The organism is Paenibacillus pasadenensis DSM 19293, from assembly GCF_000422485.1.
GTDB classification, from domain to species: domain Bacteria; phylum Bacillota; class Bacilli; order Paenibacillales; family Paenibacillaceae; genus Paenibacillus_O; species Paenibacillus_O pasadenensis.
In genome coordinates this window covers 1-13,075 of the sequence record NZ_KE383855.1, presented here as the reverse complement: position 1 = coordinate 13,075, position 13,075 = coordinate 1, and the positions used below count along the sequence as shown (strand labels likewise).

General features: G+C 50.0%; 12 protein-coding genes. 8 read left to right on the top strand and 4 right to left on the bottom strand.

Annotated features, from left to right (window positions below):
- From H582_RS0121155 to dcm, 3 genes are read right to left on the bottom strand one after another with little or no spacing between them, the layout of a single operon-like run.
- Nucleotides 1-1,215, bottom strand: coding sequence for a type II restriction endonuclease (locus H582_RS0121155; RefSeq protein WP_028600129.1), 1,215 nt, complete (start codon nucleotides 1,213-1,215; stop codon nucleotides 1-3).
- A gap of 29 nt (nucleotides 1,216-1,244) precedes the next feature.
- Nucleotides 1,245-1,703 (bottom strand): very short patch repair endonuclease, encoded by a 459-nt coding sequence (locus H582_RS0121150; RefSeq protein WP_028600128.1) that lies wholly within the window; start codon nucleotides 1,701-1,703, stop codon nucleotides 1,245-1,247.
- The gene (dcm, locus tag H582_RS31345; RefSeq protein WP_043111719.1) at nucleotides 1,696-2,973 is read right to left on the bottom strand and encodes a DNA (cytosine-5-)-methyltransferase; all 1,278 of its coding nucleotides are present in this window, start codon (nucleotides 2,971-2,973) and stop codon (nucleotides 1,696-1,698) included. The genes H582_RS0121150 and dcm overlap by 8 nt, the downstream gene beginning before the upstream one ends.
- 150 nt (nucleotides 2,974-3,123) lie before the next feature.
- Between dcm and H582_RS30445 the strand changes: the two genes are divergently transcribed.
- The 3 genes from H582_RS30445 (at nucleotide 3,124) to H582_RS32185 (ending at nucleotide 5,090) form a co-directional block, all read left to right on the top strand.
- Nucleotides 3,124-3,627 carry a hypothetical protein gene (locus tag H582_RS30445; protein WP_052333510.1) on the top strand — a complete coding sequence of 168 codons (504 nt, stop codon included), beginning with the start codon at nucleotides 3,124-3,126 and terminating at the stop codon, nucleotides 3,625-3,627.
- A gap of 75 nt (nucleotides 3,628-3,702) precedes the next feature.
- Complete coding sequence (locus H582_RS0121120; protein ID WP_028600126.1) at nucleotides 3,703-4,740, top strand: hypothetical protein; 1,038 nt, start codon at nucleotides 3,703-3,705, stop codon at nucleotides 4,738-4,740.
- A 110-nt stretch (nucleotides 4,741-4,850) separates the two neighbouring features.
- Entirely contained in the window at nucleotides 4,851-5,090 is a 240-nt protein-coding gene (locus H582_RS32185) for a hypothetical protein (RefSeq protein WP_127464394.1), read from the top strand.
- Nucleotides 5,091-5,144: 54 nt separating this feature from the next.
- On the opposite strand, the gene H582_RS0121110 is transcribed toward H582_RS32185, so the two are convergent.
- Complete coding sequence (locus H582_RS0121110; RefSeq protein ID WP_043111718.1) at nucleotides 5,145-5,519, bottom strand: helix-turn-helix domain-containing protein; 375 nt, start codon at nucleotides 5,517-5,519, stop codon at nucleotides 5,145-5,147.
- A 182-nt stretch (nucleotides 5,520-5,701) separates the two neighbouring features.
- On the opposite strand from H582_RS0121110, the gene H582_RS0121105 reads away from it, so the two are divergent.
- The 5 genes from H582_RS0121105 to H582_RS0121080 all read left to right on the top strand — a co-directional run bounded on the left by H582_RS0121105 (nucleotide 5,702) and on the right by H582_RS0121080 (nucleotide 12,856).
- Complete coding sequence (locus tag H582_RS0121105; RefSeq protein ID WP_028600124.1) at nucleotides 5,702-6,211, top strand: hypothetical protein; 510 nt, start codon at nucleotides 5,702-5,704, stop codon at nucleotides 6,209-6,211.
- Nucleotides 6,212-6,674: 463 nt separating this feature from the next.
- The gene (locus tag H582_RS0121095) at nucleotides 6,675-8,015 is read left to right on the top strand and encodes a hypothetical protein (protein ID WP_028600122.1); all 1,341 of its coding nucleotides are present in this window, start codon (nucleotides 6,675-6,677) and stop codon (nucleotides 8,013-8,015) included.
- Nucleotides 8,016-8,678: 663 nt separating this feature from the next.
- Nucleotides 8,679-9,431, top strand: coding sequence for a hypothetical protein (locus tag H582_RS30440; RefSeq protein WP_052333509.1), 753 nt, complete (start codon nucleotides 8,679-8,681; stop codon nucleotides 9,429-9,431).
- Between the two features lie 123 nt (nucleotides 9,432-9,554).
- A complete protein-coding gene (locus H582_RS0121085) occupies nucleotides 9,555-9,953 on the top strand; it encodes a hypothetical protein (protein WP_028600121.1) in 399 nt (132 codons plus the stop codon).
- Nucleotides 9,950-12,856, top strand: coding sequence for a bifunctional DNA primase/polymerase (locus tag H582_RS0121080; RefSeq protein ID WP_084137502.1), 2,907 nt, complete (start codon nucleotides 9,950-9,952; stop codon nucleotides 12,854-12,856). Before H582_RS0121085 ends, H582_RS0121080 begins: the two co-directional genes overlap by 4 nt.
- The last annotated feature ends 219 nt before the right edge of the window (nucleotides 12,857-13,075 follow it).

Here is a 13,075-nt window from a genome sequence, read left to right as displayed (position 1 = left end):
CTATTGCCTCTCTTTTGCAAGCTGGATAAATGAACCTAAATCCATTAACCAGCTCTGCTGATTGGGTTTATATGTTTCATGAAGCCGTTTTGGCAAAATGAGTTGCAGATTGCTCGCCTGCATTTCGTCAGTCTGGTTCTCACTGATTCCCGGTTCGAGTGTAAAGAGATGCTTGTTCTGAATCCGCTGAGCTTCAGCCAACACCTGCCGCCATCGGTCCTTGCAAGTGGATTTAACGCCTAGCATAGTCAATCTTGATTCAGGGAACGACTTATCTCGGTAATTGTCGATATGTGGAAATAAAAAATCAGGTTTGGACTTGTTTTCCGTTACTGGCGTTCTGGAATAGGTCAAACTATGAACTTTGAAAATTTCCTCCAGGTGATTCTCCAAGGCGTAGCCTACACGTGATTTTCTGCGATTATGGACACTGAGTGAAAACTGGATAAATCCTTCAACATCAGTTGTTCCTTCATCCCGGAAGCCATCTTCAAGTCTTCTGGCAACCATATGGCGTTCAAGACGTTTGAACAGTTTTTCCTCATGTTCAATCCACTTCAACAGGGTTTGATCCGGTTCCTCAATCGGGGAAACATCCTTGAGCGTCTTTCGGGCCAGCATCGAGAAAACCGACGTACTGGGGAATCCCGAATTTATATAAGGTTCAATTATACTGTCTAGGTAGCTGCCATCGGGATCTGATACCTCGATACCCAATTCCTCGAGAATATAGCGAACAACAAAATCAACTTCCGGATCCTTGCCATCTTCAAAAGATTGATACGTGAACTGCTTGTCTATCAGTTGAACATCAAACAGCCACAACAATTGGTTCTCAAAGGTACTTTCTGCAGGAACTACAATGATATAAATCTCTTCATCGGGCCTTTTGGCAACTATAAGTAGATCGCCCTCTTTGGCACTATCCATTACGGGATTACTGTTAAAATATAACCTGTATTCGGCTGACCTGTGGGCTTGTTTCTTTCTTGAGTCATACCACGTTACTTTTCCCTCGGAAGTGATTCCTTCATTTTCTCCGGACAGCCACAAAAATCGGGCCGTGAATGATCTCTCCCCGTCTCCCAACAGATTCCTCAGGAGCCTGACCCCGTTAAACTCATGTTGATTAGACTTGGAGCGGTTCGCCTCGACTGCACGGAGTCGTTTTATTGCCACCCCTTCAAAATACTGCGAAAGAAAACCTCTCTTCATACGATAACATCCTCACAAATGATGGTTTGTCAGCATTGCCCACCAATCTCTATCGATGCCATATCCGTCGTGTGCAACCATTGGGCACAAAGCTCTATTACTTCTTCGCTGTCGATGCGGTATTTCCCTTTCAGGGAACACTCCCATACAATCCCCACTCTCCATCCCATCTCCTGAAGGCGAACCAGGTTCTCACTGTCCACTTCCATATTCCGATTTATCTTGTTACGCCAAAATTCCTCATTGGAAGATGGCCATTTGAACAGATGACAGGAATGTCCATGCCAGAAACAGCCGTTTGCAAAAATGACAGCCTTGTACCGGGGAAATACCATGTCAGGTTTTCCCGGGAGGTTCCGGTCATGGAGTTTATACCTGAAGCCCAGCTTGTGAAGGCCTTGTCTGAGAATCATTTCAGGCTTCGTATCTTTGCCCTTGATACCGGACATCATTCGACTTCTTTTCTCAGGTGAAACGATATCAGCCATAGGCCTCAACCTTTTCAAGAAGCATTTCAACCTGTTCGGTATCCTTGGCCGTTCTCATTACCTTAAAGATATATGGAAGCATATGCGCTGCCACAGCCTCAACTACAGGTACAGCAACGGAATTTCCAAATTGCTTGTATGCCTGAGTGTCGGAAACAGGAATCTTGAAAGGGGGATGTCCAGGCTTGTCGAACCCCATCAGTCTCGCACATTCACGCGGTGTCAGTCGCCGTGGATTCTTTCCTTCCTGCCTGATCAAAATTTCGGAGCCATCCTTGTAATATCGAGCAGATAGAGTGCGTGCTACGTCTTCAGGGCCAAACAATCCATAACCAAAGCCATTTCCCTTCGCCCTGTGTTTTTCCGCATAGTTCTGAAGGTATTCCCAAAGTCGGTCACTTAATGTGTACTTATCTGCCACCTTGGCTTCAGGTGCTTCTGTGTAGGGGGGTTCAGGATCTTCCGCTCCGTTTTCCTGATGGAGGATCGAACCGAGTCTGGGCCCAACCTCTGGAAGAGTCATGTGTTTGAAATCAAATCCGACGTCATCACGGAATCCTACAATAAAAATACGCTCCCTGTGCTGAGGGACAAAATGTTTTGCATCAATAACCCGGTAATCAACATGATAGCCCAATTCCTCTTGTAACGTTCTCATGATTACCTTGAAGGTGTTTCCCTTGTCATGGCTAACCAGATTTTTCACGTTTTCAAGCAGAAATGCTTTTGGTCTGTGATGCTCTATCATTTGTGCAACGTCAAAGAACAGCGTGCCCTGTGTAGCGTCATGAAACCCGTGGGGACGACCCAGTGAGTTTTTCTTTGATACACCGGCAATAGAGAATGGCTGGCAAGGAAAGCCCGCAACCAATACATCATATTGAGGCATCTTGTCCAAATCAACATCACGAATATCACCATTCACCGGATGATCACAATCATAATTGGCTTGATAAGTTTGTCTGCAAGCCGAGTCCCACTCACTTGTAAAAACACATTTGCCACCGATCGATTCAAATGCTTTACGTAAACCTCCGATACCAGCAAAAAGATCGATGAATCTGAAATTGGCATTTTCTGAGTGTTGTCCTGAACGTACATTGTAGATGGCTTTAAGTTCCCGAAGCAGGTTTTCCTCAGGGGCTGATTCGCCTTTCTCCCAGCGGTAGATGGTGCGTTCGCTTTTTCCGAGCAATCCTGCAACCTCTTTGACAGAGTAACCCATTGACTCTCTTATGTGTGCAAATTCAGTATCCTTGAATATTTTCATTGTCATCCAGCCTCCCTGTCAAAAATATTCCCAGGGGGAATGTTTTTGACATAAGAATACCATAGGCGAACAGACTTTCGCAATTGATTTTTACGTCTCTGCGTTGTTTATCATGAACACAGCCTGTTAATCAAAGGAGAATCCCGAAAAATGTCTATCAATAATGCTCTAATCTTGCAGTTGGTAAAAAAACAATTCGAAATAAATGCTCTCGCAGGCCCCTACCAGCAAAACATTTGGGTCATGGTCGCAGCCGCCTCTCCATTTGCTAAACATCATGCGGGGTGTACTCCAGGAAGAGAAACACCTACCCACACCATTCGACTTGTACTTCGCACAACAGATAAGGAAGGTGCGAATGACTACGTAGACGGAACAGACCTCTACATTAGGCTAGACCAAGAAAACCAGATAGCAGATTTCGTGTGGGAGGACCTCTGGGCAGAGGGACCTCCCATTTTTCATGGCGGGACGATCCCCGACGCACTCCGATGGGTACGAGATCTCGCAGAACCTTTCTACATTCAGCTTAGGGACCCGTTCCTGACACCTGAGCAGTGGATTGCCCTGAACGGCCATGACAAGGACTACGCCGAGCCACAGTTTAAGGACGATCAGGAAAGAAGACAGATGCATGATAGACGACGACCTTGACCTACCCTTCTGACCAAAAAGAATTTCGTCGATTACGTCAAATTCGCTCTCAAAATGAAAAAGGAGGAGCCCACAATGGCCCTAACCATCAGTGAGACTAAGAAAAAGTCCCTCGTTGCTTACATTAACGATCAATTCGACGAGTACATGTCACACTTCCCCTACGCCAAGTACCCAACTGAACCGCTCAACCAGTGGCGCGAGCAGTTCGCCGACCCGAAGGCAGTTAAACCGGAGACGATTCGCGCAGCGCTGTCCTGGCGCGGCGGCTTCTGGCATCGGAAAGACGCTCCCTACGCCCAGCGACAGGCCGCCCTATCCGTCATCAAATTCTGGGCGGAGTTCTCTGACACGAATGCCTTCGAGCCCGCCCAGGTACTCGACTTCTGGACAGGCAGGCTCGGTGATGGTCCGCATGCTTTCGATACCGCTGCCTTCCTCGCCCATCTGATCCGGTCCGACATGCTGGAACTCGCGGACACTCAGCGGCTGGAAGCAATGCGGGATCTTCTCCGAGAGGTCGGGCATGAAGACGGGGAACAGGACGCTGACAGCAGCTTGGACGGGCTCCTGCAGTACACCGACTTTTTCCGAATGCTGCTCCCCAAGATGCAAGCCAAGCATGGTGATCGGGTACAGATACATCTCGACCGCTTTCTGAAGGCGTACGGCAACCGCCATGCCTTGGCCAAAATCGCAGGCAAAACACCGCCCACCATCGAGCCTACCATCCGCTCTCTGGACTGGGAAGCCATGCCCTGCAAGCACTTTGCCCTTGAACAGATCGCGGGCCGGGCGAACGCCGACGTGCTGTTCGCTTGTCTGCTTCTTGCGTTGGACGAACAGCCAGAACACAGGGAAAGGCTCACGGTCGGGCGGGTGGCAGAGCTCGTCCCGCTTGGCAGCGGCGGCATCTGCAATCCCGGCAGCTACCACTACGCCATGATCGCCCTGTTCGGCGGACAGAAAAGCCGCGACTTCTTTTTGTTCGAAAATGCTGAACTACAGGTCGCCTTCACCGAGCAGGCCAACCAGTCCAGCCGCGACATGCGCTTCTACCGCAAGCATGCAGACGCCGCCATTACGATCAGTCCAAAGTACGTCCGTTCCTGACTCCAGAGTTGCATCATTTTCGCCGACGTCGCCAATGATGGTACCGACACTTTTTAAAATGACAAACATTCTTGTGCAACGTCAATTTCTACCGATTAGGAGGCCCCACCATGCCCAATACCGGCGGGATCGCCAGACTATCCGAGCAGGCCGATCGCCTGCTCGAACATGTCAAAAAAGCCCAGAGCCTGCTTACCGCTATCATCCTGCACATCGAGAAACACGCCGCTAGCCTTAGCTCTGCTAATAGCCTAATCTGTCGGGATGGAGGCCCATCGCCAATTTTCTCGGGCAGATCGCAAGCTGTTGAAGTGCAGGCTTCGATTGATCTACGAGAGATTGAATCATGAGGACAAATAGAAAAGCGAGCGCCGCAGCCTACGCTGCCCGCTCGCCTCCATTTATCACTTGCGCCCTTCTTCCCCGTCGTACGTTTCGAACATGTCCTTTACCATTCGCTGGACGAGCCTTACTTCCGATAGGCTGCGGTCGCGGAGCAAGGACAAATGAATGTCCAGTACGTCCTGCTTTTCCAATTCCCCATCCCAGCCCTCCGCTTCGTCCAATCGACCAAACTTGAGCGCCTCCAAGGGCTCGGCCCCCAAGGCCGACATGATTTTTTGCAGCGAGTTCAGGGAGATGTTCCGTTTGCCCCTCTCCACGCCGCCTATATAGGAATCCTGTAGCTCGGCCAGCTCTGCGAGCTTGGCCTGCGACAGTCCCTTTTGCATTCTCAGTTGCTTGATTCTCGCGCCGACGAGCGCCAAAAAATCGGGCATGTCCACCACCTCTTACCTTCAAGCGTAGGTAATTGGCACGGACGAAGACAGAGTACTGAACTATAAGAAAATATTGCCGATAATACTTATAAGTTCTTATAATAGGAATTGCCGAACGAATAGTGCCTGAATACCAGGAAAATGACAAAATTCGATGGGCTCGACAGAAAGGAAGGTAGGAAATGGTTTCCACTCGTTTTGAACTAATCAAACAATATCCACTTTGTGAAGATCTGATCTCGATTCATGAATTTCTCGGGTATACGCTAGCCACATGCCGTGAACTCGGAATGGTCAGCCATCATGGCGAGAACTTGGCCGTTCAGGCTCTGTTTCTCCTAGATGAAGTGCAAAGAGAGGATGCCGAAGACGCCTACTTGAACAGCTCGAATCTCGCTCGAAAGCAAGGCTTGGGAGTCAAGGAAATACTGAACTGGAATAAGACCAAGACACGGATAAGCAAACCCGTCGGTACAGACGTCCTGAAGATGATCGCAAGTAACAGAGCCCTGGACACGGAAACTCTCACCGAACAGGAGGCCGCAGGCTACCTTTTGCTCGCAGCCCTCAGGCTGAACTTTGCCAGAGAGCAACTCACCCCGTTGGAGATGGAGTTTAATTATCAACTTCGTGTCCTTGAACCGGACGCGGCACTTGAGACAGGCCTGCACTTTCTCAAAATTCAATCGTGATTATTACCAACTAACTCCCGCTAATGAAAGGTGATGAGTATGGATACGTTTCAGACGATACTCCTGTTTGTATTCGCTATCGTATTTTTCGTAATCTTCAACAAAATGTTTCGCATTACGTACTTCGGACTAAAGGGAATGGCTACCGTTTTCATCATTTGCCTGCTGATTTCGGCTGCGGTAGTGAATTGGGGATTCACTTTCATTGCTAACCATTACGGATGGTTCATTGCTGCCGTAGCGGTCATCCTCATTCTCGTCGCCCTCGGGAAACGCGGGTCTCAATCAGATGAAACGAAATCCAACGAGCATTCGAGCTAGATGTCTGGCTTGACGAACTTCGTTCAACAAGTCCGATTGAGGAAGATTAAGTGGATTGCTTCATCTTCTTTCTCAATTCCCCCTCTTCCTAAAATTTTACTATTGATGTAACATAACCAAAGAATGATCCAGGAGGGCTTACATGATAAACAGAATTAATTGGTTTAGAAGCATCGTCATTATAATTGCACTTACCGTTTTACCTTTCGGCACTGTTAGTGCCGCCAGCGGGGTTGCTCCGAAAAAAGACAATTATTACTTTGTCTACAACAGCTCGAAAGTCGACGCTAAGGATCTCGCGGCTGTCAAGCAATACGTTGCTAAGTTTAAGAACACCAATAACGTTCTGTTCGATGCGAATCCATACAAGGAAGCGCCCAAGCTCTACGACGCCCTGAAAGCCGACCAGAAGAAGCGCGGTGGCAAGATCGCCGGAATCCAGATTTTCGGCTTGGCCAGCGACGTGCCCTCCTTCACCTACGTCCACAAGATGAAGTTTTTCCCGGCCAAACCCGGATGGGACGGGGTCGAGGAAGACAAAGAGCACAAATACTTATCCGATTACCTGTACTCCAACTTTAAGAACGACAGCAAGTACCTGAAGGACGTCTCCGTCTACGGCATTGTGCAGCAGAACCTTCCGATCAATGTCATCCCGGAATGGCCCGTCTCCCGCCTGCCGCTGACGAAAGGAGAGATCGCCAAGTACATCGGCAACTACGATGCCTACCGCAAGCAGATCGGGGGGAAATCCGTTCCTACCGTCGCCGCTTCGGCCCCTTACCAGATCCAGGATGACATCTATCAGGATGACATCGCTCTCTTCATGAAGCGCCTGAAAGAGGATAAGGAATTCAGTTTATTCAAAGGTACCGAGCAGCGCATCTACTACAAGGACCTCGCCGCGAGCCTGACGAAGGAGAACAAAGCCGGAGTGATGGACCTCGTGGTGGGCGGCCGGGGTGACAAGAACGGGGCAGAACAGAACAAAGTTCTCTTCTTTGACCGCAAGAGCGTCGTCGGTCTGAACGCGAACTATTACACGGCCTTCCTCTGGGGCTTCGACGCCGCCACGGGGCTGGGTGCGGACAGCGTGGTCCATGACGGCCTAGCGATGGGGAAAATGATCAACCCCATCGCCCATACCATCCCGACGTTCAATAGAGGAGCTAATAATTACTTGTGGCTAAACATTCCCACGCCGGAGGGTGAGACGGGGGATGACTGGAGCGACTACGTCGCAGTGGACAAAGAGCATCTAGAGTGGGATAATCCGTTCTTCTTTGTTTACAAGTACTACGAGGCGATCGGCGGCGGAAAGACCCGCCTGCAGAGCTTTTTCGAAGCCGACGCCGCCTACGCGGCCCTGACCGTAGCCAACAAGAACACCTCACGGCTCTTGTTCGGATTTGAAGGCATGTATTCCGCGTGTGGCTTCGAAAGCCTGTTCTCCCTGCACTACCTCGGCTTGGCCGACTACTAAGCCTGGCACACGCCTACCTGAATCTTACGGTGGGCTTTCTTTTTTTTCAAAACAACCTCATTGCTTGTGTTAGTGAACTTCGGATTTCCCGCATTCAATCGCAGAAATAAATGTATATTATAATTAGAATGACGCCGAGACGCTCGGCGTGCGGCACGTAGGAACATAGAAGGAACACAGGTAATCTTTGATTAGCAGGATATTTGGTATATTACTATTTCTCAAAAAATAAATACCACAATACTATTGACAACTCTATTTCTTGTGTGCTAGATTACTAATCGTATCACAAAACCGAATACAACTGTGCCGGGGCGATGAAGAAACACATTGTGTTTGAAAAGCCACGACAAAAGGGAATCTAGGCCGTCACGATAAAATAATATTGAGCCTCAATATTCAAAAAGTGACGATAAAAGCTCTCAACGATGAGCGCCAGTTTAAAATACCTGTACTAGTGTGTCTATGACATGCTAGATCAACAGGTGTTTTGCTGGCGCTTTTTTGCGTTTTTTCAGAGCCTCCCAGCATTACGCCTTCATTTCCCGCACTAAGATTCTTCTACATAGAGCCGACAACGTACGTTCCTTGACAACCGCATACGGAAACTGACTGCTGAAAGGCAGCTTGTTTCCACCAATCAAAAAAACAGGAGGAATTCAAATGAAAAAGAAACTTCAGGACCCTACCAAATTGGTGCTCAGGCCCTCGACGAGCGTCCATAAGTCGAGAGAAGCGCTGCCTGCCAGTATGCTCACGATCATCAATACGAAGCGCTGCGGCAAGAGAGTTGCAGTCGCGGAGGAAGTGAAGAAAAAGCTCGGCGATCCGGTTAGTATTCAGATCGCGTTCGATGACGAAGGGATTCTCCTTGGCGAAAATCTGGGTCTGAAAGGCGATTGCCGCTTTACGTTACGGGCAAGTGGAAAGAAAGCGGTAATTTACTCTAGCCAACTCGCTGAAGAGATTACAAGTTTGTTTGGCTTGGATTTCAGCAACAAGACTTCCATTTCATTTCAGGGTGTGACGTACTTGGAGTACTCCGGTAGGCCCGCCGCCTATATAGATATGACGCAACAGGCTAGCCCGAATGATGATGATCGGGGACCTGATAACGATGTCGAGCCGGAATTCGACGCCGAGGATGAGTCAGATGACGATCTGGTTCTCGACACTGATGGCGAGCCCGATGACGAGCCGGACCCCGACGCTGACGATTCCGATGACGAGTCTGATGAGGATGATGAGTCTGATGATGATCTGGTTCTCGACACTGACGGTTGGTCCGATGACGAGCTGGACCCCGATGACGATGACGAATCTGATGATTACGTCGATACCGGAACCGAAGGAGACACCTCCGAGGATTACCAACCACTTGCGATCACGAGACATAAACGTGGTCGTATATCCTAAGTCCAGAATGGCCCCCCTGTATCTGGGGGAGCCATTCCTTCTTATTTGAGCAATTTGGCTTAAATACTACCCGGATGTTAACGGGCTGGTGAATCTCAACAAACTTCGAAAGGGTTGATATAAATGAATTTCTTTGAATATCGCGCTCAGAAGTACGCTAACCAGCGTACCATTGCAGACGGTGCCCACACGGTTACAATCCTGGAGGCACGCGAAGACGATGAAATGAAGTTTATCGTCAAACTGAGATTTCAATCCGGAGAAGTTCTTGAAAAAAAGTTCAATTACGATCCTTATAAATATGGTCCCTTCGACGCCCTGATTGATGCTGCTCTTGGCCGTGGGGCTACAAACTTTGGGCTTCCAGATCTCATTGGTAAACGCATTGAGATTGAAGTCCTGAACGAAAATAGATTTACCAACATCAAGCGAATCAGACCGGTAAAACTTCAGGATCAGTCCGTTGATGACTTCTTCGAGGAAGAGTTCGAAGATATTCCTGCGATTGGTGAACTATCATGACGGAAATCATAGATCACTTGGATCTTTCAGCAGAAACTCTGAACAAGATGACTACGGGGGAAGTAGCGAAGGCAATGGCCAGAGCCAAACTAGGTCTCAGATATCTTCCCGTCTGCCCTCCAGACCACCACGGTGTGTCCGAGCAACACCAATCTAGCTGCGCAAGGCCAGGAAAAGGGCCAACCATTGCCGATTGGCGTATGAAAGCATCAGACGACCCTGCAGTCATCAATAAATGGTTCAGACTCCACTCTAACCGAAACTTGGGAATGACACTCGGTGGTGAGTTTGGGGTGGTCGCATTCGACGTTGACGGCGAGTATGGGCGTAAGAAAATGAAAGAGCTTTTCAACGGCGTTATTCCAGATACTTGGCAGTTCTCCACGCCGGGAGGCGGAGAACGGTTCTTTTTCAGGGTGCCGAAAGGGCGACCCCTTCGAAAGTACACGGATGCCAAACAGGGTGCCGTTCATGAAGAATTGGCATTTCTCTCTGATAATCAAATGACGGTTATTCCTCCCTCGCGCCATCAAAATGGCGGCCAATACCTTTGGGTTTCTGGCAGGGGACCCGGAGACATTTCCTTGGCGGAGCTTTCAGCTGGGATTTTGGATAAATTGCAGTTAGAAAGAAAAGCCGGTGCTTCCTCGGAAGGCTCCAAAGGAATGCCCGACTCTGACCTGCGGAAGCTCACGAACAGATGCCGCGTGCTTCGGGAAGCTGTAGCCGAACAAGCCGCCAGCGGTTGCGCTGAGGATCGCTGGCACGCGATAACGTCCATGCTCGTCCGGGCCGGGTTCCCGAACACCGCCCTCGCCTTTTCCAAGATGAGCAAAAAGCATGACGGCCACAGCGAGCGACGAATTCGGCAAATGGAGAGTGAGGGTAACAGCGCCGCCTACGGCCCCACCAGATGTTCGACCTTCGGCTGCGACGCCGATCAAATTGCATCTTGCCAAGGTTCTGTCCGAAAAAATAGGCGAACAGGGGAACTCTCCAATTCCCCCGCCGCGTTTCTTCTGAGCGGGGGTAAGGGGAATGTTTCCGCAAAACAAACGGGGCTGGATGCCTACTCGAAACTTCTGGAGGGTAGGTACAGCATAAACGACGGAAATCTCTGTCAAGTAAGGGCCAAAAAAGATGGTGGGTTGGACCACATTCCGCTCGCCAACTTCGTGGCCCGAATCGCCAAAACCATAACCAAAGATGATGGAGCCGAACAAACCACTCTGTATGAAATCGACGGCGCAATCATAACATCTGAGAAGAAACTACCCGTCATCCGCATTCTCGCGAACGAATTCGATAACATGAAATGGACTTCCATGTGGGGACCGGAGCCGAACATACTACCGGGCTCTCAGATTAAAGATACTGTTCGGCATGCCATTCAGTCGACTGCGAGCGAAGCAAAGAATGAGCGAGTCTTTGCGCATCTTGGCTGGGTAAAAATCGACGGGGTATGGAGGTACCTTCACTCAGGAGGCGCGCTGGGCCTCTCGAACATAAAGGTAGAACTGGATGACCGTCTGCAAAATTACGTGCTGCCCGCATCTTGCATCGATTCCAAGGGAGCGATGCAAGCCAGCCTCAAATTGCTGGAACTAGCTCCGCACCGGGTGACGTTGGTACTGTGGAGCCTGGTCTACCTTGCACCAATGTGCGAGCTCCTCAGACAGATGCACCTTGAGCCGAAATTTTTGGTTTGGCTCAGCGGCCATACCGGCACACGCAAGACATCTCTAGCGCTGCTATTTCTCAGCCATTTTGGGGATCTGCTCGGATCTCCACCCGCGAGCTTCAAGGACACGGCCAACGCAGTGGAGAAGCGGACGTACGATACGAAAGATTCACTCCTTCTGATTGACGACTTCCACCCGACAGCCTCACCGAAGGATAAGAAGGACATGGAAAATGTCGCACAGAAAATTCTGAGAGGTTATGGAGATCGAGTTGCACGAGGGCGGATGAAACAGGACACGACGCTCAGAAAGGACTATATTCCACGCGGAGTAGCCTTAGCGACTGCCGAAGATATGGTAAGCGGTGGATCCAGTACTGCCCGGTTGTTTCCTGCCGAACTTCAAAAGGCGGACGTCGACCTCGACAAACTAACGGAAGCGCAGCGGGAAGCTCCTCGGCTGAGCGAAGCGATGTCGGGTTACTTGCAATGGCTCGGTAAAGCCATGAACGCACCTCTGGACAGCAGTCTTAAGGAGCTTTTCCTTGAAAAAAGGAACGAGGCTGGCAGGCTCGGCGTTCACGGAAGACTGGTAGACGCGTCGGCCTTGCTGTACATCGGTCTACGCTCCGGGCTCGGGTACGCCGAAAGCGTAGGAGCGATAACAGTAGATCGGAAAAGTCAACTGCTCGAAACGGCCTGGAATGTGTTTCTCAATGCGGCCAGCGAGCAGGGAGAGAAGGTTGCCGAGGTTAAGCCATCGACACGCTTCACAACCATTGTCTCTCAGTTGCTGGCTAACCGAAGCATTCACTGCGACCACGTCCTCCGGAAACCGGTTCCCGAGAGTGTACCGAAGAGCAGTACTTTGGTGGGCTGGCAGGATGACAAATACTATTACTTTCTGCCAGACCCGATCTACAACGAGATCAGCCAATTCCTGTCCAAACGTGGGGAGCAATTCCCCGTTTCAGCCGCTACGCTTTGGAAGGAACTGGCCAACGCAGGCATAACGAAGACCGAAAACGGGAAGGAGAACGGCAAAGAGCGGCGACACTCCCTTGCGAAAAAGGTCATCAAAGGCCAGCGGCAAAGATTGCTCTGGGTGAGGGTGGATGCACTGCACGAGAAGGCCACGGACAAGACTGGAAATAACACTCGCGCAGAGCTTCGAGCGGGGAACGCCGAACCAGATGAACTTGAACTGTTGGGAGAGCTCTGAATTTCCCGCCCCGAAATTCCGGGGCTTCACCCCCGAAAAACAATGGCACGGGGGCGCGACGAAACCATGAGGGACAAGGCCTGCGGGGCTAACGCCCCCATTGCCCCCGTAAAAATAAAAAGAAAGGCTCTTTTCGTAAGAATTGTTGCTGATTGAGATGACAAGAGATTAACTCTTGTCAAGACTCCGAATGAATGTAGTGACATTACCCAAACAACA

What these genes read in the sequence shown, in the direction of transcription:
- H582_RS0121155 (WP_028600129.1), bottom strand. Translation starts at nt 1,215, where the DNA reads ATGAAGAGAGGTTTTCTTTCGCAGTATTTTGAAGGGGTGGCAATAAAA.
- H582_RS0121150 (WP_028600128.1), bottom strand. Translation starts at nt 1,703, where the DNA reads ATGGCTGATATCGTTTCACCTGAGAAAAGAAGTCGAATGATGTCCGGT.
- dcm (WP_043111719.1), bottom strand. Translation starts at nt 2,973, where the DNA reads ATGAAAATATTCAAGGATACTGAATTTGCACACATAAGAGAGTCAATG.
- H582_RS30445 (WP_052333510.1), top strand. Translation starts at nt 3,124, where the DNA reads ATGTCTATCAATAATGCTCTAATCTTGCAGTTGGTAAAAAAACAATTC.
- H582_RS0121120 (WP_028600126.1), top strand. Translation starts at nt 3,703, where the DNA reads ATGGCCCTAACCATCAGTGAGACTAAGAAAAAGTCCCTCGTTGCTTAC.
- H582_RS32185 (WP_127464394.1), top strand. Translation starts at nt 4,851, where the DNA reads ATGCCCAATACCGGCGGGATCGCCAGACTATCCGAGCAGGCCGATCGC.
- H582_RS0121110 (WP_043111718.1), bottom strand. Translation starts at nt 5,519, where the DNA reads ATGCCCGATTTTTTGGCGCTCGTCGGCGCGAGAATCAAGCAACTGAGA.
- H582_RS0121105 (WP_028600124.1), top strand. Translation starts at nt 5,702, where the DNA reads ATGGTTTCCACTCGTTTTGAACTAATCAAACAATATCCACTTTGTGAA.
- H582_RS0121095 (WP_028600122.1), top strand. Translation starts at nt 6,675, where the DNA reads ATGATAAACAGAATTAATTGGTTTAGAAGCATCGTCATTATAATTGCA.
- H582_RS30440 (WP_052333509.1), top strand. Translation starts at nt 8,679, where the DNA reads ATGAAAAAGAAACTTCAGGACCCTACCAAATTGGTGCTCAGGCCCTCG.
- H582_RS0121085 (WP_028600121.1), top strand. Translation starts at nt 9,555, where the DNA reads ATGAATTTCTTTGAATATCGCGCTCAGAAGTACGCTAACCAGCGTACC.
- H582_RS0121080 (WP_084137502.1), top strand. Translation starts at nt 9,950, where the DNA reads ATGACGGAAATCATAGATCACTTGGATCTTTCAGCAGAAACTCTGAAC.